29 protein-coding genes are annotated in these 25,419 nt (G+C 62.8%); 6 read left to right on the top strand and 23 right to left on the bottom strand.

Annotated features, from left to right (window positions below; all coding sequences use genetic code 11):
• The first annotated feature begins 29 nt into the window (after window positions 1-29).
• Window positions 30-839, top strand: coding sequence for a Tim44 domain-containing protein (locus J0W34_RS01370; RefSeq protein WP_230970403.1), 810 nt, complete (start codon window positions 30-32; stop codon window positions 837-839).
• 7 nt (window positions 840-846) lie between these two features.
• Window positions 847-1,434, top strand: coding sequence for a ubiquinone biosynthesis accessory factor UbiJ (locus J0W34_RS01365; protein WP_230970402.1), 588 nt, complete (start codon window positions 847-849; stop codon window positions 1,432-1,434).
• An 80-nt stretch (window positions 1,435-1,514) separates the two neighbouring features.
• On the opposite strand, the gene J0W34_RS01360 is transcribed toward J0W34_RS01365, so the two are convergent.
• The 15 genes from J0W34_RS01360 to tpx form a co-directional block, all read right to left on the bottom strand.
• Entirely contained in the window at window positions 1,515-1,937 is a 423-nt protein-coding gene (locus tag J0W34_RS01360) for a F0F1 ATP synthase subunit epsilon (RefSeq protein WP_227815221.1), read from the bottom strand.
• A gap of 51 nt (window positions 1,938-1,988) precedes the next feature.
• Window positions 1,989-3,389, bottom strand: a complete 1,401-nt coding sequence (atpD, locus tag J0W34_RS01355; protein ID WP_227815220.1) for a F0F1 ATP synthase subunit beta — start codon at window positions 3,387-3,389, stop codon at window positions 1,989-1,991.
• A 26-nt stretch (window positions 3,390-3,415) separates the two neighbouring features.
• Complete coding sequence (gene atpG / locus J0W34_RS01350; protein ID WP_227815219.1) at window positions 3,416-4,285, bottom strand: F0F1 ATP synthase subunit gamma; 870 nt, start codon at window positions 4,283-4,285, stop codon at window positions 3,416-3,418.
• Between the two features lie 21 nt (window positions 4,286-4,306).
• Entirely contained in the window at window positions 4,307-5,845 is a 1,539-nt protein-coding gene (gene atpA, locus J0W34_RS01345; protein WP_227815218.1) for a F0F1 ATP synthase subunit alpha, read from the bottom strand.
• A gap of 11 nt (window positions 5,846-5,856) precedes the next feature.
• Window positions 5,857-6,390, bottom strand: a complete 534-nt coding sequence (locus J0W34_RS01340; protein ID WP_227815217.1) for a F0F1 ATP synthase subunit delta — start codon at window positions 6,388-6,390, stop codon at window positions 5,857-5,859.
• Between the two features lie 3 nt (window positions 6,391-6,393).
• Window positions 6,394-6,867: a F0F1 ATP synthase subunit B gene (locus tag J0W34_RS01335; protein ID WP_227815216.1), complete on the bottom strand. Its 474-nt coding sequence runs from the start codon at window positions 6,865-6,867 to the stop codon at window positions 6,394-6,396.
• 46 nt (window positions 6,868-6,913) lie between these two features.
• Window positions 6,914-7,159, bottom strand: a complete 246-nt coding sequence (atpE, locus tag J0W34_RS01330; protein WP_227815215.1) for a F0F1 ATP synthase subunit C — start codon at window positions 7,157-7,159, stop codon at window positions 6,914-6,916.
• Window positions 7,160-7,226: 67 nt separating this feature from the next.
• Window positions 7,227-8,054: a F0F1 ATP synthase subunit A gene (atpB, locus tag J0W34_RS01325; protein WP_227815214.1), complete on the bottom strand. Its 828-nt coding sequence runs from the start codon at window positions 8,052-8,054 to the stop codon at window positions 7,227-7,229.
• Window position 8,055: 1 nt separating this feature from the next.
• Window positions 8,056-8,397: an ATP synthase subunit I gene (locus tag J0W34_RS01320; RefSeq protein WP_227815213.1), complete on the bottom strand. Its 342-nt coding sequence runs from the start codon at window positions 8,395-8,397 to the stop codon at window positions 8,056-8,058.
• 146 nt (window positions 8,398-8,543) lie between these two features.
• On the bottom strand, window positions 8,544-9,395 hold the full coding sequence (locus J0W34_RS01315) for a ParB/RepB/Spo0J family partition protein (RefSeq protein WP_227815212.1): 852 nt from the start codon (window positions 9,393-9,395) through the stop codon (window positions 8,544-8,546).
• Between the two features lie 11 nt (window positions 9,396-9,406).
• Entirely contained in the window at window positions 9,407-10,177 is a 771-nt protein-coding gene (locus tag J0W34_RS01310) for a ParA family protein (protein WP_227815211.1), read from the bottom strand.
• Complete coding sequence (gene rsmG, locus J0W34_RS01305; RefSeq protein ID WP_230970401.1) at window positions 10,177-10,812, bottom strand: 16S rRNA (guanine(527)-N(7))-methyltransferase RsmG; 636 nt, start codon at window positions 10,810-10,812, stop codon at window positions 10,177-10,179. The genes J0W34_RS01310 and rsmG overlap by 1 nt, the downstream gene beginning before the upstream one ends.
• Complete coding sequence (gene mnmG, locus J0W34_RS01300) at window positions 10,809-12,719, bottom strand: tRNA uridine-5-carboxymethylaminomethyl(34) synthesis enzyme MnmG (RefSeq protein ID WP_230970400.1); 1,911 nt, start codon at window positions 12,717-12,719, stop codon at window positions 10,809-10,811. Before mnmG ends, rsmG begins: the two co-directional genes overlap by 4 nt.
• Window positions 12,720-12,871: 152 nt before the next feature.
• Complete coding sequence (locus J0W34_RS01295; protein WP_230970399.1) at window positions 12,872-13,840, bottom strand: DUF481 domain-containing protein; 969 nt, start codon at window positions 13,838-13,840, stop codon at window positions 12,872-12,874.
• Between the two features lie 127 nt (window positions 13,841-13,967).
• A complete protein-coding gene (gene tpx, locus J0W34_RS01290) occupies window positions 13,968-14,468 on the bottom strand; it encodes a thiol peroxidase (RefSeq protein WP_227815207.1) in 501 nt (166 codons plus the stop codon).
• Between the two features lie 128 nt (window positions 14,469-14,596).
• On the opposite strand from tpx, the gene J0W34_RS01285 reads away from it, so the two are divergent.
• The 3 genes from J0W34_RS01285 (at window position 14,597) to J0W34_RS01275 (ending at window position 17,193) form a co-directional block, all read left to right on the top strand.
• Complete coding sequence (locus J0W34_RS01285; protein WP_230970398.1) at window positions 14,597-15,655, top strand: extracellular catalytic domain type 2 short-chain-length polyhydroxyalkanoate depolymerase; 1,059 nt, start codon at window positions 14,597-14,599, stop codon at window positions 15,653-15,655.
• A gap of 6 nt (window positions 15,656-15,661) precedes the next feature.
• Entirely contained in the window at window positions 15,662-16,552 is an 891-nt protein-coding gene (locus J0W34_RS01280) for an ATP-grasp domain-containing protein (RefSeq protein WP_230970397.1), read from the top strand.
• Between the two features lie 89 nt (window positions 16,553-16,641).
• A complete protein-coding gene (locus J0W34_RS01275) occupies window positions 16,642-17,193 on the top strand; it encodes a hypothetical protein (RefSeq protein WP_230970396.1) in 552 nt (183 codons plus the stop codon).
• On the opposite strand, the gene J0W34_RS01270 is transcribed toward J0W34_RS01275, so the two are convergent.
• The 4 genes from J0W34_RS01270 to J0W34_RS01255 all read right to left on the bottom strand — a co-directional run bounded on the left by J0W34_RS01270 (window position 17,187) and on the right by J0W34_RS01255 (window position 19,472).
• Window positions 17,187-17,636, bottom strand: a complete 450-nt coding sequence (locus tag J0W34_RS01270) for a hypothetical protein (protein WP_230970395.1) — start codon at window positions 17,634-17,636, stop codon at window positions 17,187-17,189. The two genes, J0W34_RS01275 and J0W34_RS01270, sit on opposite strands and share 7 nt — an antisense overlap.
• Before the next feature lie 64 nt (window positions 17,637-17,700).
• Window positions 17,701-18,333, bottom strand: coding sequence for a uracil-DNA glycosylase family protein (locus J0W34_RS01265; protein ID WP_230970394.1), 633 nt, complete (start codon window positions 18,331-18,333; stop codon window positions 17,701-17,703).
• Complete coding sequence (locus J0W34_RS01260) at window positions 18,323-18,919, bottom strand: cytochrome P460 family protein (RefSeq protein WP_227815201.1); 597 nt, start codon at window positions 18,917-18,919, stop codon at window positions 18,323-18,325. Before J0W34_RS01260 ends, J0W34_RS01265 begins: the two co-directional genes overlap by 11 nt.
• 19 nt (window positions 18,920-18,938) lie before the next feature.
• On the bottom strand, window positions 18,939-19,472 hold the full coding sequence (locus J0W34_RS01255; RefSeq protein ID WP_230970393.1) for a carboxymuconolactone decarboxylase family protein: 534 nt from the start codon (window positions 19,470-19,472) through the stop codon (window positions 18,939-18,941).
• Between the two features lie 109 nt (window positions 19,473-19,581).
• Here J0W34_RS01255 and J0W34_RS01250 point away from each other — a divergent pair, with 109 nt between their 5' ends.
• The gene (locus tag J0W34_RS01250; protein ID WP_230970392.1) at window positions 19,582-20,403 is read left to right on the top strand and encodes an AraC family transcriptional regulator; all 822 of its coding nucleotides are present in this window, start codon (window positions 19,582-19,584) and stop codon (window positions 20,401-20,403) included.
• 6 nt (window positions 20,404-20,409) lie between these two features.
• Here the strand turns inward: J0W34_RS01250 and gss are convergent, their stop codons facing one another.
• From gss to J0W34_RS01230, 4 genes are all read right to left on the bottom strand, one after another.
• Entirely contained in the window at window positions 20,410-22,296 is a 1,887-nt protein-coding gene (gss, locus tag J0W34_RS01245) for a bifunctional glutathionylspermidine amidase/synthase (RefSeq protein ID WP_230970391.1), read from the bottom strand.
• 116 nt (window positions 22,297-22,412) lie between these two features.
• Window positions 22,413-24,032 carry a methyl-accepting chemotaxis protein gene (locus J0W34_RS01240; protein ID WP_230970390.1) on the bottom strand — a complete coding sequence of 540 codons (1,620 nt, stop codon included), beginning with the start codon at window positions 24,030-24,032 and terminating at the stop codon, window positions 22,413-22,415.
• A gap of 283 nt (window positions 24,033-24,315) precedes the next feature.
• Window positions 24,316-24,900, bottom strand: coding sequence for a DUF3306 domain-containing protein (locus tag J0W34_RS01235; RefSeq protein WP_230970389.1), 585 nt, complete (start codon window positions 24,898-24,900; stop codon window positions 24,316-24,318).
• Window positions 24,881-25,366: a DUF3305 domain-containing protein gene (locus tag J0W34_RS01230; RefSeq protein ID WP_230970388.1), complete on the bottom strand. Its 486-nt coding sequence runs from the start codon at window positions 25,364-25,366 to the stop codon at window positions 24,881-24,883. The genes J0W34_RS01235 and J0W34_RS01230 overlap by 20 nt, the downstream gene beginning before the upstream one ends.
• Window positions 25,367-25,419: the final 53 nt, after the last annotated feature.

Raw genomic sequence — 25,419 nt, 5'->3', positions numbered from 1 at the left:
ACCACCGACCTACGATGAGGAGACAAACCATGAAAAAGCTGTTCGTATCGTTCTTCGCCGTTTTCCTGACTTTCGGATTCTTTGCGCAGGAGGCAGATGCAAGACGCTTCGGTGGTGGCGGCTCATTCGGCATGCAGCGTTCTGCACCCGTCAATCGCACAGCACCTGCCCCCGCCCCCAAACAACCGGCGACGGCCAATCCCGCCGGCCGGAGCGGCGTCTGGGGCGCCATCGGTGGGCTGGCAGCCGGTCTCGGCCTCGCCGCCCTGTTCTCGCATCTCGGTTTCGGCGAAGAGATGGGCAGTTTCATCCTCATTGCACTGCTGGTTTTTGCCGGCGTCATGATTTTCCGTCGTCTGACCGGAGGTGCACCCGCAAACGCCAACAAGATGGCGTATGCCGGTTACAACCCGCACGACGAACGGCAGACCGCGACCTCAGTCCCGAATGCCGGCACGGGTGCGCAGCGTGACGGCTTCGACGAGGCGGCCTTCGCACGTCAGGCAAAGCTCAATTTCATCCGCCTGCAAACGGCCTACGACGAGGGTAATCTCGAAGACATCCGCGCCTTCACCTCACCGGAAGTGTTTGCCGAAGTCCGCATGCAATATGAGGAACGCGGCGGCGCTTCGCAGAAAACCGATGTGGTCGAACTGAACGCAGAAGTCATCGAAGTCGCTCAGGAAGGGAACCGATATGTGGTCAGTGTCCGCTTTTCCGGCCTGATCCGGGAAGAGAGCAACACTGCGCCCGCACCCTTCGACGAGATCTGGCACCTGACCAAACCACTGGAAGGGGACGGTGGCTGGGTCGTTTCGGGTATTCAACAGTCCCATTGAGCGCCTGATGGAAGCCCTACTTGCTCCCGTTATCAACCACCTCCTTGCCCAGCAGCCCTGGGCAAGGCAACGCCTGCTGCCACACGCGGGCAAACAGGCAGAGGTGAACGTCTCAGGCCAGCATCTCCGGTTTCGCATCACGGACGCGGGCGAGCTTGAAGCCGGCACCACGGACGCCCTCAGCGACGTATCGATTGAATTGGGCTACGGCGCACTCAAGGCACTCACGGAGGGTGTCGACGGGGTCATGGCCCACGTTCGGCTGACGGGGAATGCCGAGCTCGCAGATACCTTGAGCTTCGTCGCTCGGCACCTCCGTTGGGATCGCGAAGCCGATCTGGCGCGTCTTTTTGGCCCAATCCTCGGGCGCCGAATGCACATCACTGCCAAGCAGGTCGAGAAGGCCGTCCCGGACACCGGACGGCGTCTGGCTCGAAACGCGACTGAATATCTGGTGCATGAAGGGGGCGTCCTGGTCGGACAGGACGAATTCAATTCACACCTGGCATCCCTGCGTCGCCTGCGCGATGATCTCGCACGACTCACCCAACGCATTGAGCGCGTGAGCACGAAAACCCGTCAATCATTGTCATAGCCACGATGCCTCCTCCCCCGGGAACAAACAAAAAAGCAGCCCGTGGGCTGCTTTTTTGTTTGTTGCTTCGACTGACCTGATCAGTGACGCGGGTTACGCATCTTCTTGATCGCAGCCAACTGCGCGATTGCGGCAGCCAGTTCGGCCTGAGCAGCAGCGTAGTCGATTTCGGCGTTCTGGTTGGCCAGCGCTTCTTCAGCCTTTTGCTTGGCTTCCAGCGCCTTGGCTTCGTCCAGGTCCTTGCCACGAATGGCGGTGTCGGCAAGTACCGTCACCAGACCGGGTTGAACCTCCAGCAAGCCACCGGCGACGAAAACCAGCTCTTCTTCGCCGTTCTGAGGCTTCACGCGCACCGCACCCGGTTTGATCCGGGTCATCAGCGGCATATGGCCAGGCAGAATACCGAGCTCGCCGGATTCACCAGGCAAGGCCACGAACTCGGCCAGCCCGGAGAAGATTTCCTCTTCGGCGCTCACGATATCGACATGAACAGTCATTGCCATCGTTAATACCTCCGCTAGACCCCGCTTCATGGAAGCGGGGCTTTGCTCGCGTTACTGGACGGTCTTGGCCTTCTCGAAAGCTTCTTCGATATTGCCGACCATGTAGAACGCCTGCTCCGGCAGCTGGTCGCACTCACCTTCCACGATCATCTTGAAGCCCTTGATCGTGTCGGCCAGCGAAACGTATTTGCCCGGCGAACCCGTGAACACTTCTGCCACGTGGAACGGCTGAGACAGGAAACGCTGGATCTTACGCGCACGGGACACGGCGAGTTTGTCTTCCGGAGACAGTTCGTCCATACCCAGAATCGCGATGATGTCGCGCAGTTCCTTGTACTTCTGCAGGGTCTGCTGAACTTCACGAGCCACGTTGTAGTGCTCTTCACCCACGACCAGCGGATCGAGCTGGCGGGAGGTGGAGTCGAGCGGATCGACCGCCGGGTAGATACCCAGGGCAGCAATATCACGCGACAACACGACGGTGGAGTCCAAGTGCAGGAAGGTGGTGGCAGGCGACGGATCGGTCAAGTCATCCGCCGGCACATACACGGCCTGGATGGAAGTAATGGAACCGACCTTGGTGGAGGTAATACGCTCCTGCAGGCGACCCATTTCTTCAGCCAGCGTCGGCTGGTAACCCACCGCGGAAGGCATACGACCGAGCAGTGCGGACACTTCGGTACCGGCCAGGGTGTAGCGGTAGATGTTATCCACGAAGAACAGGATGTCACGGCCTTCGTCACGGAAGCGCTCGGCCATGGTCAGGCCGGTCAGCGCCACGCGCAGACGGTTGCCCGGGGGCTCGTTCATCTGACCGAACACCATCGCGACCTTGTCCAGCACGTTGGAGTCCTTCATCTCGTGGTAGAAGTCGTTACCCTCACGAGTACGCTCACCCACGCCAGCAAACACGGACAGACCGGAGTGCTGTTTTGCGATGTTGTTGATCAACTCCATCATGTTCACGGTCTTGCCCACACCGGCGCCACCGAACAGACCCACCTTACCGCCTTTGGCGAACGGGCAGATCAGGTCGATCACCTTGATACCGGTTTCGAGCAGTTCCACAGACGGGGACAGCTCGTCGAACTTCGGGGCCTTCTGGTGGATGGCACGCAGCTCGTCACACTCGATATCACCGGCCTCGTCGATCGGGCGACCCAGCACGTCCATGATTCGACCCAGGGTACCGTGACCGACCGGGACCGAAATCGGTGCACCGGTGTTGCTCACGGCCATACCACGACGCAGTCCGTCGCTGGAACCCAGAGCAATGGTGCGGACCACGCCGTCACCAAGCTGCTGCTGGACTTCGAAGGTCAGGCCGTCTTCCGCGAAGGAGTTGGCTGCATCTTCCAGCTTCAGGGCGTCATACACTTTCGGCAGAGCGTCGCGCGGGAACTGGATGTCCACCACGGCGCCGATGCACTGTACGATCGTACCGTTACTCATCGTCATTTCCTCAATTCAATAATCCGTTACACCGCGGCGGCACCGCCGACAATCTCGGACAGTTCCTTGGTAATTGCAGCCTGACGGGTCTTGTTGTAGACCAGTTGCAGTTCGCCGATGACGTTTTTCGCGTTGTCGGAGGCGGCCTTCATGGCCACCATGCGGGCGCTCTGTTCCGATGCCATGTTCTCGGCAACGGCTTGATACACCAGCGCTTCAACATAACGAAGCAACAGTTCATCGATCACGACCTGCGGATCGGGCTCGTAGAGATAATCCCAGGAGCCCTCAGGCGCACCAAGGCGCTCACCCGTCAGGGGGAGCAGCTGCTCGACTTCCGGCTCCTGCTTCATCGTGTTGATGAAGCGGGTGAAGGCCAGATAGACCGCGTCAATTTCGCCATTCTGGAACTTGTCCAACATGACCTTGACCGGCCCGATCAGCTTTTCGAGATGCGGGGTATCACCGAGCTGCGTGGCTTCAGAGATCACTTTGACGCCCATGCGCTGCATGAAGCTGTAACCCTTGTTGCCGATGCAGGTGGCGACGATTTCCGTCGCCCCGCCAGCTTGCCATTCCTTCATGTTGCTGACGGTCTGACGCAGGATGTTGGTGTTCAAGCCACCACACAGGCCCTTGTCTGTCGTCACCACGATGATGCCGATACGCTTGGCGTCATTCTTCTTCACGAGGAAGGGGTGCTGATACTCGGTGATGTTTGCCTGAGACAGGTTCGCAGCGAGTCGGCGGATTTTTTCGGCGTAGGGACGAGCGCTACGCATCCGGTCTTGCGCCTTGCGCATTTTGGATGCTGCGACCATCTCCATCGCTTTCGTGATCTTGCGAGTGTTCTGAACACTCTTGATCTTCGTACGGATTTCCTTACCGCTTGCCATAGTCCGTCTCCGTCCGCCGGCTTACGCCCAGCTCTTCTTGAAGGCTTCGATCGCGGCAACCAGTTCCTTCTCGGCGTCGCCGTCAAGGTTCTTGGTGGACTCGATCTTCTCGACAAGCGCTGAGTGGTTGGCCTGCACATACTGATGCAGTGCAGACTCGCAAGCCAGCACACGGTTGGTTTCGACATCGTCGAAGTAACCGTTGTTGGAGGCGTACAGCGTCATGGCCATTTCAGCGACGGACAGCGGCGAGTACTGCGGCTGCTTCATCAGCTCGGTGACCTGACGACCGCGGTCCAGCTGCTTACGGGTGGCTTCGTCCAGATCGGAAGCAAACTGCGCAAACGCAGCCAGTTCGCGATACTGGGCCAGTGCGAGACGCACACCACCGCCGAGCTTCTTGATGACCTTGGTCTGTGCAGCACCACCGACTCGCGACACCGAAATACCGGCGTTGATGGCGGGACGGATACCGGCGTTGAACAGGTCGGTTTCCAGGAAGATCTGACCGTCGGTAATGGAAATGACGTTGGTCGGCACGAAGGCGGACACGTCACCAGCCTGGGTTTCGATGACCGGCAGTGCGGTCAGGGAACCCGTCTTGCCCTTCACTTCACCATTGGTGAACTTCTCGACATAGTCGGCGTTCACACGAGCAGCACGCTCGAGCAGGCGGGAGTGCAGGTAGAACACGTCACCCGGGTAGGCTTCACGGCCCGGCGGACGACGCAGCAGCAGGGAGATCTGACGGTAGGCCCAAGCCTGCTTGGTCAGATCGTCATACACGATCAGGGCATCTTCACCGCGGTCGCGGAAATATTCACCCATCGTGCAGCCTGCGTAGGCAGACAGATACTGCATGGCAGCGGAGTCGGAGGCAGTTGCCGCGACCACGATGGTGTATTCCATCGCGCCGTTCTCTTCCAGCTTGCGCACCACGTTGGCAATGGTGGAGGCCTTCTGGCCAATTGCCACGTACACGCAGGTCATGTCCTGACCTTTCTGGTTGATGATCGCATCGACAGCCACGGCGGTCTTGCCGGTCTGACGGTCACCAATGATCAGCTCACGCTGGCCACGGCCGATCGGCACCATCGAGTCAACCGATTTCAGACCGGTCTGCACCGGCTGATCAACCGACTTACGTGCGATCACGCCCGGGGCGACTTTCTCGATCTTGTCGGTCAGCTTGGCGTTGATCGGGCCCTTGCCGTCGATCGGCTGACCGAGCGCGTTGACCACGCGGCCTTTCAGCTCGGGGCCGACAGGCACTTCCAGAATGCGGCCGGTCGCCTTGACCGTATCGCCTTCGGAGATGTGCTCGTATTCACCAAGCACAACGGCACCAACGGAATCACGCTCAAGGTTGAGCGCAAGACCAAAGGTGTTGCCGGGGAACTCCAGCATTTCGCCCTGCATCACGTCTGCGAGACCGTGAACACGGCAGATACCGTCGGTAACGGATACCACGGTACCTTCATTGCGCGCTGAGGCGGCAAGCTGCAGGTCCTGAATCCGGCTCTTAATCAGATCACTGATTTCAGAGGGGTTGAGTTGCATTTCCAATGCTCCTAATTCTTAAGCGCAGCGGCCATGTTCGCGAGCTTGCCGCGGACCGAGGCGTCGATGACGTCGTCGCCGACAGTGACGGTCACACCACCGATGAGTTCGGGGTTGACCGACACGGACACGTTCAGCTTGGTCTTGAATTTGGCTTCAAGCGTCTGTGTCAGCGTATTCAGCGTTGCGTCGTCGAGCTCGAAAGCGGACTCGATGTCCGCGTCGAGCGTGCCTTCTCGTTCGTTCTTGAGTTCAACGAACAGGTCACGGATCTCGGGAAGCACCTGCAGACGTTCGTTCTCGACCAGCACACGCACGAAGTTTTTCTGCGTGTCGTCGAGATCACCCACAACCCCGACAAACAGGTCGGCGAGTTTGTCTTCGCCGAGCTTCGGGTCGTTGATGAGATCCATCATCTGCGGATCGGAGGCGGCAAGCGCCATCCGTTCGATAGCTTCCGACCAGGGCCCCAGCGCACCTGCCCCGTCTGCCTGCTTGAAAGCAGCTTCCGCATAGGGGCGCGCGATGGTGACGTTTTCGGCCATGACTTATTGAAGTTCCTGTTTCAGGTTAGCCAGTAGTTCGGCGTGGGCCTTGGCATCAACCTCTTTGCGGAGGATTTGCTCGGCACCGGCGACAGCGAGGTTGGCGACCTGTTCGCGCAGGGCTTCTTTCGCACGTTGGGCAGCGACGGCGGCTTCGCCTTCGGCAGCTTCACGAGCGGCAGCGACAATGCGGGCAGCTTCGGCACGGGCTTCGTCGATCAGCGCGGCAGCCTGCTTTTCAGCAGCGGTCCGTGCTTCGGAGGCCGATTCCCGCGCGGTGCGCAGTTCCTCGACAACCTTTTTCTCGGCGAGCGCCAGATCAGCCTTGGCCTTGTCCGCAGCCGCCAGCCCGTCCGCGACCTTTTGCGCACGCTCGTCCAGTGCCTTCACGATGGGCGGCCACACGAATTTCATCGTGAAGACGACCAGGATGAAGAACACAACGAGCTGAGCTATCAGGGTAGCGTTCAGATTCACGTTGCGATGTCCTTATGGTTCGTTGGTAAGTGAAACGACCCGAGGATCAAACGACAAACGGGTTGGCGAACGCGAACATCATGGCAATACCGACACCGATCAGGAATGCAGCGTCGATCAGACCAGCCAGCAGGAACATCTTGGTTTGCAGTGCGTTCATCAACTCAGGCTGGCGAGCAGAGGCTTCCAGGTACTTGGAACCCATGATGCCGATACCGATACATGCACCGATTGCACCCAGACCAATGATCAGACCAGCGGCCAGTGCAACAAAACCCAGAACGTTTTCCATGACAACTCCTTGAGAGATAAAGTGGTTCTTTGAAACCGGGTTAAAAGAAAAACAGCGAAATCAGAAATTAGTGACTTTCGTGAGCCTGACCCACATAGACCAGCGCCAGCATCATGAAGATGAATGCCTGCAGCACGATGATCAGGATGTGGAAGATGGCCCAGATCGAACCGGCAATGACGTGACCGATGAAGCCGAACACGGTTGCCGTACCACCGAGCAGCGCGATCAGCATGAACACCAGCTCACCAGCATACATGTTGCCGAACAGTCGCATGCCGTGAGAGACGGTCTTGGCCAGGAACTCGATCATCTGCATGAGAAAGTTCACCGGGTACAGCAACGGGTGGCTGCCGAAGGGGGCGGTGAAGAGCTCGTGGATCCAGCCGCCAACGCCCTTGATCTTGACGTTGTAGTACAGGCAGACCAGCAACACGCCGATGGCCAGACCCAGCGCGCCGTTCAGGTCGGCGGTGGCGACCACACGCATGTAGTGGATACCGAACATCTCGCCGATACGCGGCAGCAGATCGACCGGCAGCAGGTCCATCGCGTTCATCATGAAAATCCAGACAAACACGGTCAGGGCCAGCGGCGCGACGAACTTGCGGGATTCTTCACTGTGAATGATGCCCTTGGCCTGATCCGCGACCATTTCGACGAGCAACTCGACGGCGGCCTGGAAGCGGCCCGGCACACCCGAGGTGGCCTTGGAGGCTGCACGCCACAGGAAAAAGAGGGAAACAACACCAATCAGGATCGAATAGAACATTGTGTCGATATTGATAATCGACCAATCGATCACGTTTTCCTGAGCGTGGCCCGATGTATTGAGCTGGGTCAGGTGGTGGACGATGTACTCGGATGCGGTGGGTGCGTGCCCTGTAGAAGCCATGTTAGTTCTTCACCAGTAATGCAAATAAATTCGCTTTGAGCGCCAGCACCATCCCGATGATCAATGCCCCCCAGTGGAGGTCGTCGATCAGGGCGGCTGCTAGCGCCATTAATCCCACGGTCGCGGCGACCTTGATGAATTCGCCAACGAAGAAAGCGGCGGGGTAAGAAGTGGGGGTGCGGCCGCGAGCGGCGGCCAGCCGAAAGGCAAAGAAGGCATTTGGCAAGGCAACAGCCAAGCCGCCGGCGAGCGCCGAATAGCCACCTTCATAACCGAACAGCGCTGCCGAAATTCCCGCGGCGATTAATGTCGCGATCAGCTGGATTCCGACAGCTTTATACATCCCGTCCCTTACGCGCCCGACCCCGGTTTTCAACTCGGGTGGCCGCTAAAAAATCCCGGCGATTCTAGGGGTTAACCACAGGGAAGTCAAACCTTATTGCAGTGCAACATGCTGTCATGGAAGCCTTGATTGACACGGATCCCGTGTCAACGCAGGCGTTCAAGCAAGCTGTCCAATTGGTCCAGCGACCCGAAGTCTACTACAAGACTGCCCGCACCTTTACGATTCGCCTTGATCTTCACCGTTGCGCCCAGCGCATCCGACATTTCTTCTTCGAGTCGCTGCAGATCGCGATCCGGTTGCGGTTTGGCGCGCAAGCTGCGCGGCTTGAGCTCATGGTGCACAAGACGCTCCACCTCGCGGACCGACAGCCCCCTGCCGGCCGCACGATTGGCCAGCTGAACCTGACTCGCGTTGTCCAGCGGCAGCAACGCCCTGGCGTGCCCCATGTCGATGTCACCGGCCATGAGGAGCTCCTGCACGGCCGGCGCCAGTTGAAGCAGGCGCAACAGGTTGCTGGCTGCCGGGCGGGAACGACCAACTGCGTCCGCGGCCTGCTGGTGGGTCATGTCAAACTCATCGACCAGCCGCTGGATACCGGCAGCTTCCTCAAGCGGGTTGAGGTTTTCGCGCTGGATGTTCTCGATGAGGGACATGGCCAGCGCGGCTTCGTCGGGGATCTCGCGCACCAGGCAGGGTGCCTGTTCGAGCCCCGCGATCTGGCTGGCGCGCCAGCGACGCTCACCGGCGATGATTTCGAAACGATCTTCGCCCACCGGACGCACCAGAATCGGCTGCATCACCCCCTGCGCCTTGATGGACGCGGCTAGCTCTTCGAGCGACCCCGGGTCCATGCGCGTTCGCGGCTGATACTTGCCGGGCTGCAGGGCGTCGATCGGCAGGGTCTGCAGCTCGCCCTTTTCTTCGTCGTCGTCCGTGTTGGCCGCCAGCAGTGCATCGAGGCCGCGGCCCAGTCCCTTGAGTTTCGGAGGTGCCATCGTCGTATCCTTCAGAGCGTTCTGACGCGCTCGATCATTTCTTCAGCAAATTCGAGATAGGCTTGCGAGCCCTTGGCGCTCGGGTCATAGACCACGCCGGGCATGCCATGGCTGGGGGCTTCGGCCAGTCGCACATTCCGGGGCACAACCGCCCGAAAGACCTTGTCGCCAAAGTGATCCTCAAGCTGCGCCGATACCTGCTGCTGCAAGGTCATGCGCGGGTCGAACATGACCCTGAGCAGGCCGATGATCTTCAGATCGCGGTTGAGGTTGGCATGCACCTTCTTGATGGTATTGACCAGGTCCGACAGGCCTTCCAGTGCGTAATACTCGCACTGCATCGGAATGATGACCCCGTGCGCAGAACACAGGCCGTTGAGGGTCAGCAATGACAGCGATGGCGGGCAGTCGATGAGGACGAAATCATAGTCGTCCATGACACCGGCCAGCGCCTTCTTGAGCCGTTTCTCGCGCCCTTCCAGTTCGACCATCTCCACTTCAGCGCCGGCCAGATCCCGGTTCGCGGGCAGCACGTCGAATTTGCCCGACGGAGAGGTCACGCGCACAGCCGCCAGATCGGCCATCCCCACGAGCACGTGGTAGACCGACTGCGAAAGACTGCGCTTGTCGACCCCGCTGCCCCCGGTGGCGTTGCCCTGGGGATCCAGATCCACGAGCAGCACACGTTGATTGCGCGCCGCCAGAGCCGCGGCAAGGTTGACGCAGGTGGTGGTCTTGCCGACACCGCCTTTCTGGTTGGCAACACAAAAGATTCGGGCCATCAGGCGGTTCCGTTACGTTCGATGATGATCAGATGGCGGTGCGCGTCCAGTTCAGGCACGCGCAATTCGAGGCTCTCAGCCACGCCGAAGCCCTCTGGCAGGCGGGCGATCTCCTCGTGAGGATAAACGCCCTTCATGGCATAAAAGCGACCGGCCGGCGCCAGCAGGTGTGCGGACAGGCGAACGAAGTCCGACAGTTCGGCAAACGCGCGGGAAACAATGCCGTCGAACAGCTGCACCGGCTGCACGTCCTCGACACGGGCACACAGCGGATGGAAATTGTCGAGCTTCAGCTCGATCTTCGCCTGCTGCTGGAAGGTGGACTTCTTGTTCACCGTCTCGATGGACGTCACTTGCAGATCCGGCCGCGAAATCGCCAGCGGAATCCCGGGCAAGCCGCCGCCGGAACCAATGTCGGCAAGATGTCCGACGGAAGCCAGCGCCGGAAGAATCACCAGCGAATCGAGCAGGTGGTGCGTGAGCATCTGGCTGGCATCGCGAATGGCCGTCAGGTTATAGACCTTGTTCCACTTGGTCAGAAGCGCAGCATACGCCACGAGCTTCTCGTGGGCCGCCTCGGGCAGGTCGATCCCCATGGCGCTCAGGCCACGTTCGAGTCGCGCCGCCTCGCTCATGCCGATGCCCTGTCGTCTTTGAGCGAACCGGCCGCGCCCTTGCGCTTGAGATGCACGATCAACAGCGAAATGGCAGCCGGCGTGACCCCCTGAATCCGCCCGGCCTGTCCGATGGTCTCGGGGCGGTGCTCGGTCAGTTTCTGCTGCACTTCCTTGGACAGACCCCGCACCTGGCTGTAGTCCATGTCGACCGGCAACGCGGTAGCCTCCGCCTTGGCGGCGCGGGCCACTTCGTCCTGCTGACGGTCGATATAACCTTGATACTGCGCTGCGATTTCAAGCTGCTCGACGACCAGCGGGTCTGTCTCGGGCTGCTCGGGTGCCGCGGGAAGCGCCATCAGGTCGGCGTACCGTACGCCGGGGCGACGCAACAGTTCGAAGAAGGTGTATTCCCGCTCCAGCGCTTTACCCACCGCCTTTTCCGCTGCCTCGGCGGGGATGGTCTCCGGACGCGCCCAGGTCGCCTTGAGGCGGGCTGTCTCGCGTTCGATGGCTTCGCGCTTGGCACAGAAGGCCGCCCAACGCACATCATCCACCAGCCCCAGTTCGCGTCCTTTTTCGGTCAGGCGCAGGTCGGCATTGTCTTCACGCAGGGAGAGTCGATATTCGGCGCGCGAGGTGAACATGCGGTAGGGCTCGGCCACACCACGGGTGATCAGGTCGTCTACCAGCACGCCGAGATAGGCTTCATCGCGGCGCGGGCACCACGCGTCCTTGCCCTGGACCTGCAACGCGGCGTTGGCCCCGGCGAGCAGGCCCTGGGCCGCGGCTTCTTCATAGCCGGTGGTGCCATTGATCTGGCCGGCGAAGAACAGCCCTTGGAAGGTCTTGGTTTCCAGGCTGCTCTTGAGGTTGCGCGGGTCGAAATAGTCGTACTCGATGGCGTAACCGGGGCGCAGGATATGGGCGTTTTCCATGCCCGTGATCGAGCGCACCACCTGCAGCTGCACGTCGAAGGGCAGTGACGTGGAGATTCCGTTCGGATACAGCTCGTGCGTCTCCAGCCCCTCGGGCTCCAGGAAGACGTTATGGCTGTCCTTGTCGGCAAAGCGATGGATCTTGTCCTCGATGGACGGGCAGTAACGCGGCCCGACCCCCTCGATCACGCCCGAATACATGGGCGAGCGATCCAGGTTGTTGCGGATGATCTCGTGGGTGCGCGCATTGGTCTTGGTGATCCAGCACGGCAGCTGCTTCGGGTGCTGCGCGACCGAACCCATGAAACTGAAGACCGGTTCCGGATCATCGCCCGGCTGCACCGTCATGACCGAAAAATCGACCGTGCGCCCGTCAATGCGCGGAGGCGTGCCGGTCTTGAGGCGACCTTGCGGGAGCTTCAGTTCCTTGAGGCGCTCACCCAGCGAGATCGAGGGCTGGTCGCCGGCGCGCCCGCCGGCGTGATTCGTCAGGCCCACATGAATGAGGCCGTTCAGGAAGGTCCCCGCCGTGAGCACCACCGTGGGTGCTTCGAAGCGAATGCCCAGCTGGGTGACCACACCGGTGACCCGGTCGCCCTCGACGGTGATGTCATCGACCGCCTGCTGGAACAGGGTGAGATTTGCCTGGTTCTCCAGCCGTTTGCGGATGGCCGCCTTGTACATCACACGGTCGGCCTGGGCGCGGGTGGCACGCACGGCCGGCCCCTTGGAAGCGTTCAGGATGCGGAACTGGATGCCCCCCTCGTCGGTGGCCGCCGCTATAGCGCCCCCCAGGGCATCCACTTCCTTGACGAGATGCCCCTTGCCGATACCGCCAATGGACGGATTGCAACTCATCTGGCCAAGCGTCTCGATGTTGTGGGTCAGCAATAGCGTGCGCACGCCCATGCGGGCGGCGGCAAGCGCGGCCTCGGTGCCGGCATGGCCGCCACCGACAACAATGACATCGAATCGACTTGGGTAGAGCATGGCGCGTCCTGCGCGTGAGCATTCCGTGGGGAAGGGACGGAATTCTAATGCTTCAGCCCTGTAGACACCACCCCCACCGGGCGATGTTCCACGTATTTTTCATGTGGAAACATGCCCTTAAGTGGTGCATGAGTTTCATTTGCGTTATCGGACTACAGTCGCCAGATCAGCGCGCTGGTGTATTTGAAATCGTTCTTGTCCAAACCGTCTTCACGCTCGGATTCGTGTTCGTTGACCACCCCGAGCTTGAGGCCCAGACCGGCCTCCTTGTCCAGATCGATGATCCAGTCGAAGGTGGTGACATTCCGGAACTCACCACTGTGTTTGAGGCTTGGGTACAGCGTATTGGCCAGCGCCACGGACTGCTGCTTCGAGACTTTCCAGTCCATGTCGAAGCCAAGCAACCCTTCGGGCGCGGTGTTCTGCCCTTCCGGCCCACCCCAGGAATGGGTCGCGCCCAGACCGAGACGACCGAGCAGCCGGTAGCGCTCGGTCTTGACCATCTGGAGACCGACACCGCCGTTGATGGCGACCCGGTTGCGCCAGTCCTGAAACTCGTCCCGATCGAAGCGCCCTCCGGCGAAACTGAACCACGGTGACCCGGGCATCAGATCATCGCGGTTGATACTGACCATGGCACTGTTCGCGGTTTCGTCGCCCTCGCTCTCGGAGCGGAAAAACCGGGCCCGCTGCTGCCAGCGCACTTGCGGGTCTTCGTAGTCAGCCATGAAGCCCACGTGAGCCTGCTGGTTGCTCGAGACGCCGGACGCACCGCTCACGCCGGCTTCGAGACGGCGGTCCCAATCCTTGAGCCAGCCCAGCCCGAGCAGCCCGCCGTCGGCATGCTTCGGCGGCTCAACCTTCACGACCTTGGCCGGTTGGGGTGTCTGGGCCTTGGCGATGGCACCGGCTCCGATGGCAAAGGTCTTGATGTCGTCGCGCGGGATGCCGATGTCACCCAGCAGGGGATGCCTGATCAGCATCTGCTCGTCCGTTTCGCGGAGCGTCTCCCCGTAGAGCACATCTCCGGTCTTGAGTTCGACACGGATCGCGTCGGCTATGGCGTTCTGGGCAAGCCCCAGCGCCACCATCACCATCGGCATCAACTTGACGACACGCATTCAGCCTCCTGTGGCGTTATCCAACTGTTCCAGAGATGACCCGCAGCACACGCGGTGGTTCAACTGTCTTGCTGCATTGCAAAACAGAAATGGCGGGCCGCAGCCCGCCATTCAAGCCTTGAGTCACTCAGTTCAACGCTGCCTTGGCCGCCTCGTAATCAGGCTCTTCGGCAATCTCCGGTACCAGCTGGGCATGCAGCACCGTGTCGTCCTTGTCGAGCACCACCACGGCGCGTGCCGTGAGCCCGGTCATGGGGCCCGAACTGAGCGCCACACCCCAGTCCTTGGCGAACCCGGCGCTTCGGAACGTGGACAGCGGCACGACGTTTTCCAGCCCCTCCACCGAGCAGAATCGCTTGGCGGCAAAGGGCAGATCGGCCGACACCACCAGCACCACCGTATCGGGCAGGCTGCCGGCCTCGGTATTGAATTTACGGGTCGAGACCGCGCATGTCGGTGTATCCAGGCTCGGCACGATGTTCAGCACCTTGCGCTTGCCCGCAAAATCGTCCAGCCCAACATCCTTCAACTCACCGTTGGTCAGCGAAAAACCGGGCGCCTTGCTGCCACGGGCCGGCATCGTGCCAGCGACGTCCACCGGATTGCCACGCAGAGTGACGGTTGCCATATTCATGTCTCCTTGGGTGTGATCCACCAGCGCGCTGGCGAACCTGTTTGCTGCAAGTGCACTAGCGCACTTGCTTCACTGAAGGTGTCGGACCAAGATGAAGTCGATTCGTTTCACCCGGATTCGCCATGTTTCGCCTCCGACATCTACTGTTGTTCGCCTTCGCGACCCCCGCCTGGGCCGCCGACCCCTTACCCGCGGTCGGCGCCGACGTCAGCCAGATCACGGTGTCGGGCATCTCGTCCGGCGGCTACATGTCGGTGCAGTTTCACGTGGCCCACTCCAGTCGGGTCAGCGGCGCCGGCATCGTCGCCGGCGGCCCCTACGAATGTGCTCAGGGGAGCGCCTCACGCGCCCTGAGCAACTGCATGGCCCCTGACGGCAACGATCCGGTCCCCGACACCGCGACCAGTCTTGGCCGCGTCAATGAAGACGCGGCCGCCGGCCGCATCGATGCCCCCACGGGCCTGTCCGGCGACCGCGTCTGGTTGCTGTCCGGCGGCGCCGACCGCACCGTCGAACGCCCGGTGGTCGATGCGCTGGCGGCCTTCTACCGCACCTGGATCAGCGCAGACGCACTGGCCTACGTGAAGCTCCCGGGCGCGGGTCACGCCATGATCTCGGCCGATGACCCCCAGGCCAATGCCTGCAATACCTCGGAACCCCCCTTCATCAACCGGTGCGAAACCGCCGAACCACCCGGAACACTGTTCGACGCCCCCGGTCAATTGCTCAATCACCTGCTCGGCCCCCTGCAAGCCAAGGCCGCCGAGGCCCGCGGTGAGCTGATCAGCTTCGATCAGATCCCCTTCACCGACGCCGCCGACGCCCTGGGCATGAGCCAGACAGGCTACGCCTATGTGCCGACCGGATGCCGCGGCCAGCAGTGCAAGGTCCATGTGGCTTTCCACGGTTGCCGCCAGAGCGCCGACCAGATCGGCACCACCTATGTGACCGAGGCCGGCTACAACCGCTGGGCCGAATCGAACCGCATCATCGTGCTCTACCCGCAGACCACCCCGCGCTATGGCTGGACCTGGTCCGGCTGGTGGCCTCGCTGGGTATTCAACCCCAAGGCCTGCTGGGACTGGTGGGGCTACGAAGACGCAGACTATGCCACCGCCAAGGGCGTTCAGATCAAGGCCGTGATGGGCATGATCGAGCAACTCGGCCAGCCCGCGCCCTGACCCCTCATGTGCGATATCACGCTCCTCACCGAGATGCGCTATCGCAATCTGGACATGAGCCACTGGTACGAGCAGCAGATCGCCCTTGAGGAAGGCCTGCTCATCGACGCATTGGCCGCCATCGGCCTACGCGCCGAGCGCCAGGCCTGGGACGACCCGTTCATGAACTGGCGCAACACCGACACCCTGGTGTTCCGTTCGACCTGGAACTATTTCGACTGCATCGACCGGTTTCGCCCGTGGCTCGATACCGCGAGTGCTCATGCGCGCTGTATCAACGACGCGGCGCTGGTGCAGTGGAACATGGACAAACACTACCTGGCCGACCTGTCAGCCAGGGGCGTGCGGGTGGTCCCAACCGTATTCATCGAGGCCGGGTCGTGCGGCTCGCTGAGCGGCATACTTGGCGATACCGGCTGGGACGAAGTGGTCATCAAGCCGGCCGTCGGCGGCGCCGCACGGCTCACCTGGCGGGCAAATCGCGCTACCGCAGAGTCAGAAACCCCTGTGCTGCAGGACTGCCTGCGCCGGGAAGGGATGCTGATCCAGCCCTTTCAGCGCGCCATCGAGCACAGCGGCGAAGTGTCGGTCATCGTGATCGGCGGCGCGGTCACCCACGGCGTGCGAAAACAGCCGCGAACAGGTGATTTTCGCGTTCAGGACGATCACGGCGGTACGGTTCATCCACACGACCCCACCCCGCCAGAGGTCGAACTGGCACTCCAGGCCGTGGCCGCCTGCCCCCAGTCTCCTTGCTACGCCCGGGTGGACATGGTGTCCAGCGACGAAGGCCCGCGGCTCATGGAAATCGAACTCATCGAACCCGAACTTTTCCTGCGCCATCACCCGAGTGCTGCGGCCGCCCTCGCCCGGGCCATTGCTTCGGCACGAGGCTAGGCTCTTCCCGGTCTTGCGGGCACTAACGCCCTTGCCACAAAAACCCTAACGTCATAAACTGTGTCCGAGATCATGCTCAGGGGATACCCGTGCTGCGCCTTAGCCTTCCGTTCATGGTGGCTTTATCGCTATCCGCCTGCACCACGGGCGGCGCTTACCGCTCGACAACCGCCGACCTGCCCGGCATGGTCGTGTCAATTGCCGACGCCACCTGGAACGGGCAGCAGATACCGAAGTCCGGCATCTGCTCAAACGAGGGCGGCGCCGACCGCGGCCCGGCACTGTTCGTGCGCGACATCCCTGACGGCGCCAATGCCATCATTGTGCAATTCAACGATCTCGATCACCCGTCACTCGACCGCAACGGCGGGCTCGGCTCCATCGGACTGTGGCTTGAGGGCGCCAGCGAAGCCCTGTTTCCGCCAGTGACCGGCTATTCGGTCGACATGCCCCGTCAGGTGTTCATCGAGCGTGGGGCGCTGACACGAGGGCGCACCGCCTCACAGGGCTATCTGGCACCGTGTTCAGGCGGTCACGGACATCGCTACGTCGCCGAGGTACTGGCGGTGTACAAGGCCACCGCAGCCGGCGAGATCAACCGCGTGCTGGCCCGCCAGCCGCTGATGCTCGGCCGTTACTGAACCGGCACCGGCGCGGGTCTGGCCAGGGCGATCGCTTTGGCCGCGTCGTAGTCCAGATCGCCGGTTTTGGGAATGGTCGAAGCGGCCAGGTTGAAGCCATGCGGGCTTTCGGGCCCCTGCATGTACACCGCGCGCCTTGCGTCGATCCAGTAGCCGCCCTTGTAGTCGATGATCCAGAACGTCAATTCGTGCTCCGGCACTTGCTGCGCCTTGATCCAGTGAACCGCGCAGCCGAAGTCATCAAAGAAATGGTAAGTGCCTGCCTTGTCACGGATCTGGGCGGCAAACGGCCGGGCCGTGATCTTCATCCTGCAGACCGGGCATTCAGACTCGCCGTCCTTGAGCGGCATCGGGTCAAACTTGCTGCAGGCCGACAACAGCGCGGCACCGGCAGGCATCAACGCCAACCCCAGGGCATGACGGAAAAAATGGCGGCGGAGCATCTCGGGACCTCTCGATCAACAGTTCGACCGGGACTGTACCAGAGACGCCCCCTGCCTTCGCGCCTCAGCGCGCGTGGGGCAGATCGAGCACCTCGGCGATGCGGGCCCGTAGCACGGGCAGGAACGACGACTCGAACCATGGGTGGCGCGAACACCAGCCCTGGTTTCTCGGGCTGGGATGAGGCAGACAGACGACGGTCGGCCAACCCGCCTGCCAGTCGGACACCCGTTCGGTGACCGAACGCCGGTCTTCGGGCAGATGCCAGGTCTGCGCATACGCACCAATCAACAAGGTCATGTGCACTGCACTCAAGGTGTCGAGCAGTGCGCTGCGCCAGTGGGCCGCGCATTCGGTTCGCGGCGGCGCGTCTCCCGAGGCCGCCTGCCCCGGGTAGCACAGACCCATCGGCACGATGGCCACGCGCGCCGGATCGTAGAACTCGTCCCGCGTCAGCCCCAGCCATGCCCGCAAGCGGACGCCGCTGGCATCATCGAAGGGGACGCCCGAGGCATGCGCCTTTCGCCCCGGCGCCTGCCCTGCAATCAGTAAACGCGCGGCCGGATCAACCTGCATGATCGGCCGCGCGCCCAGGGGCAGCTGCGGTTCGCATTGACGACACGCACGCACCCGGGCGTATAGGGCATGGGCGTCCGCGAGCGTGCCCTCGGCAGGCTCGCGGTCGCTGTCACTTTGCATTGAGGATGGGGGCATAGAACTTGGTGAACACCATGTCTTCCGTCGCGTTGGCCTCATGACAGCCGGCGCAGGCATCTTTCGGCGCCGGCTCGGCGAGTTTGGCATAGGGCGGCGCATGATGGCCAAAGTTGAAAAAGCCCCAGCCGGAGGTGCCCGCAAAGCGCTGGCTATCTTTCACCGAAATGTCGATGCCGTTCAGTTGCGCGGGAAAGTAGCCCCGCCCCGACGCCTCGTCGCTGGAGCCGTCCGCATGACGGGCCTCACGCGTCAGCTGCAACTCCTTGAGCAGCACCGTGCCTTCCGGCCAACGCCCGCTCTGGCGATAGGCCTTGTAGGCCGCCGGATGGACGTAGACATTGTGATACTCGGGAAATCCGGCCGCACCACCATTGAGCGCATGGGGCGTCAGGGGCGCGCCGAGAAACACCCAGGAGTGAAAGTCCTTGGGCAACTCGAGTTTGCCGTCCGACGTCCACGTTGCGCCATAGTCGCCGCCACCGGCGGCGAATGCATGCGTTGCCACCGCCATGCCCGACAAGGCCACCGACAGCGCCACCGCGCCGTGAATCAGAAGATTGGCTTTCATGATCGTCTCCTTGCTCGAATCACACGGCCACGGACGGAAAGTCCACGTCCGTGCCGGCAATGTGGTTGGTGTAGTTGGTCAGCACATTGAGTGCCACATGGGCCAGCACTTCGATCATCAGCGCATCGTCGAGTCCGTCGCGGCGCAGCGCGCCCAGATCACCGGGTGACAGACGACCGCGTGCTTCGACCACCTGACGGGCAAAGCGGGCGATCGCGTCGTCGAGCGTCGAGGCGCCACGTCCCTGTCGTGCCAGGGCGGTACCGGCTTCGTCCAGCCCGGCGTGCCGGGCCAGCATGGTGTGTGCGCTCAGGCAGTAGTGGCAGGCGTTCGACTGCCCCACGGCCAGGGCGACGATTTCCCGCTGAACCGCTGTGAGACGACCGTTGCCCAGGGCATCGGTCAAGGCGAGATAGCCGTTGAGGGCGGCCGGTGCATGGGCCAGGGTGGAAAAGAGGTTGGGAATCATCCCCAGCTTGCCGCGCACGGCATCCAGGGTCTGGCGCGTGGCCGCATCGGTCGCGGCAGGAGCCAGGGGTTCAATCATGGGCATGGTGTTCTCCATCAGTGGTGGCGTGCAAGAGTGCACGGACCCCATGATGGCGACACAGGCAGGACTAAAGACGCCTTTACATCTCAAATATTCAACCTATAGTCTCATCATGCTCGACCGACTGGCCGCCCTTCTCCGCCACTACCCTGTCGAGGCCCGCCTCATTCACGCGGGCCGTTTCTGTCGTGAACAGGCCTACACCGAGGCCACCGGGTATCTGCACGTCCTCAGGGCCGGCTCGATCCATGTGCGCTCGGACGTGCACGACAGCTGGACGGTGTCGGAACCCACCTTGATCTTCTATCCCGCGCAAGCCCGGCATGTCTTCGTCTCGACGGACGACTGCCACACCGACCTGTTCTGCGCCACCGTGGGTCTGGGTCAGGGCGAACTCAACCCGCTGGTGCGGGCACTGCCACGGGTCATCACCCGGCCGCTCTTAGCGGTGCCCTCGATCAGCGCCACACTCGATCTGCTGATCGATGAGGCCACCGGCGCACACTGCGGCTGGCAGGCGGCGGCGGACCGGCTCTTCGAGATCGTGCTGATCCAGTTGCTGCGCCATCTGATGGACGAAGGGCAGATGCACACCGGCTTGTTGGCCGGCTTGTCGGATCCGCGTCTGGCCAAGGCCATCACCGCGGTCCACGAGTCACCGGCCTCGCCCTGGGGGCTGGAGACCATGGCCAGTGCGGCGGGCATGTCACGGGCCCGGTTTGCCGCTCATTTCCATGCGGTGGTCGGCGAGCCGCCGGGGCAATTCCTGTCCCGCTGGCGCACCGGGGTGGCCTGCACGCTGTTGCGCCGGGGCAAGCCCGTGAGCGTGGTGGCCAACGAGGTGGGCTATGGCAGCGCCACGGCACTCGGCCGCGCTTTTCGCGCGCATCTGGCCTGCTCCCCTCGCGAATGGCTCGGCCGCCAACGCGTGTGACGCGGCTCAGAGCGACCGATCGGGCACCACCCGCAAGGGCAGCAGATCGCTGTCCGTGGTGATCACCAGGGACGGATCGACCCGCACGCAGGCACCGCCGTACATGCCATCGACGGAGAAGGTGCACACCTGCACGTTGAGCCCTTCGATGTTGGGCAGGCCGAAGTAGGCCTGGTAGATCTGCGCCCGATCGTCGAACTTGCCGTCGGTCTCGGTCAGCAAGGTATCGTCCGCGCTGTAGATGCTGATATTGGCCCCGCAGCGCCCGACGATGGGCTTGACCACGTATCCGCCTTCACCGAAATCCGGCGCCGGCTCGAAACGCGAGTCCAGCAGATAGGGGTGATTGGGGAAGATCGACCACAGGATCGGCAGGATCGCCTTGTTGCTGGGGATGAGCGTCCATAGCGGCTCGAACACCACCACATCGCGCCGCAACAGCACATCCGCGAGCCGGGGCGCACGGCGAGCCCCCTCCGGCCCGAGCGCGATGGGCACCCGGTCGTCCTCGATGCATTCATCGCGCAGCTGATCGAGCGCGGTTTCCCAGGACCAGGTCTTCCACACCCAGCGGATGGGGTGACCTTGCGGGTCGATCACCTCGCCCGCGGCATTCCAGCCCAGACCGGCGACGCCACGGATCATGCGGCACTCGATGCCCGCCGCCTCGGCGGCCGATCTGATGAAGCGGGCGTGGTAGGCCTCTTCCATGTCGGCGTCGTACATGATGTGCAGCACATCATCCACACCCGCGTCCCGCCAGGCCTTGACCAGGGCATCGAACAGGTCGTCGCCCGGATCGCGCCCGTCGTCGCAGCCGAAATGCGCGGCCCATTTACCCTGCACACGCCCGGTTTCCATGTGGCAGGAGGCCGAATCGGCGTTGTATTCGTACACCTTCACGCCTCGATGCGAGACCGAAAAGTCGAAACGACCGGTGATCATCTGCCCCCGCCGGCGCTCCCAGCTCACTCGCAGGCGCGGCCACAGCACCTCCGGGATGTTGAACAGGGCCAGCAGTTTGTCGTCATTGAGCACCACCTGGGTGGCGTGCATGAACATGGCGTGCAGTTCGTCGGTGGCACGGCGCAATTCGTCGAGCGCGGTCTCCGAGAGGCGGAAGTAGCGGTACTGGTCCGCCACGTCCGTGGTCAGTCGGTGACCCGCCATGGCCGCCACGAAGGCAGCCTCGTCCTCGCGGGCAAGGTCCAGCCACGGGCGGGCGTGCTGCCCCGCGTCCACCACCCCGGCGACACCGATGTCGAACAGCGCCGGATCGGTCTGTTCGAGCGGAACGGCATGGTCGGTGTCATCGGTCTGCAGCATCCATCCGAGGATGCTGGCGCCGGGCAAGGTGGCCTGAATCCAGTAGCCCCCCTCGGCATCGATGCGGGCCGGCAGCTCTCGGGACCAGGACTGCCCCGCCGGCCACGGGGAGTGGTGCACGTTCTGTTCCGCGATGCGCACCCGATCGGGCAGCACCTCGATCACGATGGCCACATGCCCGGTCACGTGGAATTCGCCGCCCTCGTTCCAGATCAGCAGGCAGCCGGGCTGGGGGTGGCGCACGGCGCCATTGTGAAATGCCTGCAGGGGCAGGCGCTGCTCATCGCCGACCCGCCGCAGCGAACGCAGGCGGAAGATGTCGTACGCCATGGGGACATCGTCGAACACCACACCATGGTTCAAATACAGCCAGCGGCGCGCAAACTCCACGCATTGCCACTTGTAACCCATGTACTCGCCATCGATGAAATGGCGATAGCTGTCGTGATCGGGATGATCGAGCGGATCAGCGCTCTCGTAATCGCTCGAATGGGCGGTCACGCCGCCGTGCGTGGTCCCGAGGATGGCGCCGAAGGGCTCGGCGGCCGTGGAAGTTGAATCGGTCAAGGTCGAACCCTCACCTGAGCCACGCACAACCGGTGCGTCGCGGCGCCGCGAAGACGGCGAGGTATCGACCTTGCCATCATGCGGCAGTTCCCTGCCGCATGATGATTCAAAAAGGGTCAGGACTGAAAGCGCGCTACCGTCTCGCGCAGGGCTTCGCTCACGCGCACCAGCGCTCCGGCTTCATCGGCATTGCGCTGCGAGCGCTGGACCGCCCCCTGGGTGCTCTGGGCGATGCGCTCGACGCCACCGGCCACGAGTCTGGCCGTCTGGGTTTGCTCGGCGACGGCCTCGGCGATTTCCTGGATCGCGGCCACCACACCGCTGACCGACGATTCGATCCGCGCCATGGCAGCGGCCGCGCTCTGGCCTTCGGAGGCGGTGGTGTCCGCCGCGCTCGCTGCACCTTCAATGCTGCTCGTCACCTGCCCGGTGCCTCGCTGGATGCGATCGACCGTTGCCGAGATTTCCTCGGTGGACTGGGCAGTGCGCTCGGCGAGTTTGCGCACTTCGTCCGCCACCACCGCAAAGCCACGGCCCTGCTCACCGGCGCGTGCCGCCTCGATGGCCGCATTGAGTGCCAGCAGATTGGTCTGGTCGGCGATCTCGCGGATCACCTGAACGATGCGCGAAATCTCGCCCGACTGCTCACCGAGCACCCGCACCGTTTCCACCGAATCGGAAATCGTGCTCGCGACCGTGCGCATGTGGTCCACGGTCGAGCGAATCATCGCCACCCCTTCATGCGCCGCCACGCCGGCCACATCGGCCAGTTTGCGCGCCTCGGCCGCGTTCTCGGACACACAGGTCACCGAGGCGGACAGCTCCTCCGCCGCCGCGGCGATTTCGCTGGTGCTTTCCATCTGCTGCGCCACCGAATTGCGCGCCGCGTTGGCTCGGTCACGCAGCTCCGGCGCGATGGTGCCGACCGAGGTGGCATTGTTGGCAATCACCCCGGTGATGTCCCGCAGGGACTGGCGCATGGCCTCGAGCGCACCGATCACCCCGGGCGCACGGGCATCCAGCGCAAAAGTGAGATCACCCTGGGAAATACGGTGGGCAGCCTCGAGTGCCTGGGAGGGCTCGCCGCCAAGGCGCTGCCTGAGCTGCCCGAGCAGCAAGATCATCAACACCACGATCACCCCCATGCCCCCGAAACCGACCGCGCTGAGAATCCAGCCCATCCGGGCCGTATCGTCATTGAGTCCGGTCAGCGCGTCGCTGGCAAAGGCCGAGGCCGCCGTGGCCGTATTGCTGGCGCCGGCCCGGTGCGCCCGGAACAGGGCTTCCAGACGCCCCAGCGATGCCTCCACCTGGTCAGCATCACCGCGCTTGAGCGCCGGCACGAACACCGATTCCATTTCCGTCCAGTACGACTCGCCCTGCGTGCGTTGCTCGCCCAGCAGGCCGGACTTCACGTGATCAGGCAGTTCGCGGGCCGCCCAGTACTGATTGCGCGCCTCGTACTCGGCGCGCAGGCGCTTGAGATCGTCCACCCGGGCGGCCACCTGGCTTTGCGGCGCACGCGCCGCCTCATGCGCGGTGAGTTGGGCTTCGACCAGAAACAGCGGCGAGGGCAGGACATCGGCCACCAGGTCCTTGCCCAGCCCCATCCGCTCGGCGTCACGGGCGACGCCATTGATACTCAACTGACCCAGGCCACCCACCGTCGCCACCAGTACCAGCACGATGAGGCCGATGGCGATGACGAAGCGTTTCATCGAAATCTTGTCGAACATATTCTTTTCCTTGTCGCTTCCGACACGTTTGTTCCAGCGCAAACGGCACAGCCCACAGAAGGTTGAGCACGATTCCGCGCGGACAACACGCGTTTGAATTCACTGTTTGAACCCAGTGTTCGAAAGCCCAAGGCAGACGGGCGCTTGCGCGCATTGAAGGCACGCATGCACCCGAATCGGATTTTCATTTGAATTTGGCTGGACAGCCTCGACAGGCGCGTCCCGGTGCGGTCCGACGACACCCCACCCCCGCATCGGGGCGAGCGACCGTGGTGGCCCCGCGTCAGGCAGTCCGATCCGGCTGCGTGGTCTGCTCTGCCGGCAATGGGTCTGCCTCTTCCGGCACGTCGACACTGTTGGCATCGTCCGCGGGTGCTTCGGCGATCGCTTGCCCCGCCAGCAGTTCGCCATCGGTCTGGCCGCCGTCCGCTGCCTCGCCCGGGGCTTCCCTTGCCTCATGCGGTGTCGGATCGAGCACGGCCTTGGCATGCCTGACCAGGTCCATGGACGCCGGCTCGAGGTTGGGGACCAGATTGAAGTCCTCCATGTACACGTCCATCATGTCCAGCTCGTTGAAGTGCGGGTGACTGAACAGATGCTGCATGGCCTTGTGCTTGAGGGCCGGCGGCACCTTGTCGCGCAGGAAGGCGGAAAAGTCGTCCGCCATGCCCAGGGTCAGGGGGTCGGGCAGGGCCGGCTCCGGCTGAGCGGCGGGCGCGGTGGCAACGGCCGGTGATGGTGGTTCGGCAGGCGTCTCACCGCGGGCAATGGCCTGCTTGCGACGCGACCAGCGGCTCAGGAAGCCCGCCTCGGCTTCTTCTTCGGCCAGGCTGAGCGGCGTTTTCGGGTCAGTGTCCGGGGCGTTCATGCTTGTCTCCGGTGCGCGCGTAGCGCTTCTGTTTCCTTTCGAACGGCTTGAAATGGGCGCGGGCGAAGTCCGCGATGGCACGTGTCCAGTCTGCGGGCAAGGGCAGGCGTTCAACGCTCTCACCGGCATCCATCCAGCGCGACGCCTCGTAGAAGTTGGCACTCACCTCGATGACCGTCGGCGCACTGTCGGGGTTCTCGTCGTCGCTCGGGCGCACCATGAAGAACAGGGACGGCTCATCGGCCGTCACGTTCATGTAATAGCCTTCGGCCTCGTCACCGTGCAGGGTCAGCGTGAGCCCGCTCACCACCACTTGCTCGGCCGGTATCGGCGGCGGTTCGGCGCCCACGTGCATACCCACGAGTGCCCAGCGATGGGTGATCCATCGATTGCCGGTCACGGCCTCGCGGGCAAAGCTGACGGCCAGTTGCATGGCCGGTGGCGGAAGGGGTGCTGGTGCGTTCATCCGTGTTTTCCTGTCGCGCGGCAGCGGTGTCGATCGCGCGTTCGGGCTAAAAT

Source organism: Nitrogeniibacter aestuarii (assembly GCF_017309585.1).
GTDB lineage: Bacteria > Pseudomonadota > Gammaproteobacteria > Burkholderiales > Rhodocyclaceae > Nitrogeniibacter > Nitrogeniibacter aestuarii.
Note: the sequence above shows the minus strand (reverse complement) of the source record. Positions and strands in the feature narration are given on the sequence as shown.

Excerpts from the sequence above, each read along its gene's own strand:
- J0W34_RS01285 (WP_230970398.1), top strand. The coding sequence starts at position 14,597 with ATGTTTCGCCTCCGACATCTACTGTTGTTCGCCTTCGCGACCCCCGCC.
- J0W34_RS01250 (WP_230970392.1), top strand. The coding sequence starts at position 19,582 with ATGCTCGACCGACTGGCCGCCCTTCTCCGCCACTACCCTGTCGAGGCC.
- J0W34_RS01340 (WP_227815217.1), bottom strand. The coding sequence starts at position 6,390 with ATGGCCGAAAACGTCACCATCGCGCGCCCCTATGCGGAAGCTGCTTTC.
- J0W34_RS01240 (WP_230970390.1), bottom strand. The coding sequence starts at position 24,032 with ATGTTCGACAAGATTTCGATGAAACGCTTCGTCATCGCCATCGGCCTC.
- J0W34_RS01270 (WP_230970395.1), bottom strand. The coding sequence starts at position 17,636 with ATGCTCCGCCGCCATTTTTTCCGTCATGCCCTGGGGTTGGCGTTGATG.
- tpx (WP_227815207.1), bottom strand. The coding sequence starts at position 14,468 with ATGGCAACCGTCACTCTGCGTGGCAATCCGGTGGACGTCGCTGGCACG.
- J0W34_RS01295 (WP_230970399.1), bottom strand. The coding sequence starts at position 13,840 with ATGCGTGTCGTCAAGTTGATGCCGATGGTGATGGTGGCGCTGGGGCTT.
- rsmG (WP_230970401.1), bottom strand. The coding sequence starts at position 10,812 with ATGAGCGAGGCGGCGCGACTCGAACGTGGCCTGAGCGCCATGGGGATC.
- J0W34_RS01365 (WP_230970402.1), top strand. The coding sequence starts at position 847 with ATGGAAGCCCTACTTGCTCCCGTTATCAACCACCTCCTTGCCCAGCAG.
- atpE (WP_227815215.1), bottom strand. The coding sequence starts at position 7,159 with ATGGAAAACGTTCTGGGTTTTGTTGCACTGGCCGCTGGTCTGATCATT.
- mnmG (WP_230970400.1), bottom strand. The coding sequence starts at position 12,719 with ATGCTCTACCCAAGTCGATTCGATGTCATTGTTGTCGGTGGCGGCCAT.
- atpB (WP_227815214.1), bottom strand. The coding sequence starts at position 8,054 with ATGGCTTCTACAGGGCACGCACCCACCGCATCCGAGTACATCGTCCAC.
- J0W34_RS01310 (WP_227815211.1), bottom strand. The coding sequence starts at position 10,177 with ATGGCCCGAATCTTTTGTGTTGCCAACCAGAAAGGCGGTGTCGGCAAG.
- J0W34_RS01370 (WP_230970403.1), top strand. The coding sequence starts at position 30 with ATGAAAAAGCTGTTCGTATCGTTCTTCGCCGTTTTCCTGACTTTCGGA.
- atpA (WP_227815218.1), bottom strand. The coding sequence starts at position 5,845 with ATGCAACTCAACCCCTCTGAAATCAGTGATCTGATTAAGAGCCGGATT.
- J0W34_RS01280 (WP_230970397.1), top strand. The coding sequence starts at position 15,662 with ATGTGCGATATCACGCTCCTCACCGAGATGCGCTATCGCAATCTGGAC.
- J0W34_RS01235 (WP_230970389.1), bottom strand. The coding sequence starts at position 24,900 with ATGAACGCCCCGGACACTGACCCGAAAACGCCGCTCAGCCTGGCCGAA.
- J0W34_RS01265 (WP_230970394.1), bottom strand. The coding sequence starts at position 18,333 with ATGCAAAGTGACAGCGACCGCGAGCCTGCCGAGGGCACGCTCGCGGAC.
- atpG (WP_227815219.1), bottom strand. The coding sequence starts at position 4,285 with ATGGCAAGCGGTAAGGAAATCCGTACGAAGATCAAGAGTGTTCAGAAC.
- atpD (WP_227815220.1), bottom strand. The coding sequence starts at position 3,389 with ATGAGTAACGGTACGATCGTACAGTGCATCGGCGCCGTGGTGGACATC.
- J0W34_RS01320 (WP_227815213.1), bottom strand. The coding sequence starts at position 8,397 with ATGTATAAAGCTGTCGGAATCCAGCTGATCGCGACATTAATCGCCGCG.
- J0W34_RS01315 (WP_227815212.1), bottom strand. The coding sequence starts at position 9,395 with ATGGCACCTCCGAAACTCAAGGGACTGGGCCGCGGCCTCGATGCACTG.
- J0W34_RS01260 (WP_227815201.1), bottom strand. The coding sequence starts at position 18,919 with ATGAAAGCCAATCTTCTGATTCACGGCGCGGTGGCGCTGTCGGTGGCC.
- J0W34_RS01230 (WP_230970388.1), bottom strand. The coding sequence starts at position 25,366 with ATGAACGCACCAGCACCCCTTCCGCCACCGGCCATGCAACTGGCCGTC.
- J0W34_RS01360 (WP_227815221.1), bottom strand. The coding sequence starts at position 1,937 with ATGGCAATGACTGTTCATGTCGATATCGTGAGCGCCGAAGAGGAAATC.
- J0W34_RS01255 (WP_230970393.1), bottom strand. The coding sequence starts at position 19,472 with ATGCCCATGATTGAACCCCTGGCTCCTGCCGCGACCGATGCGGCCACG.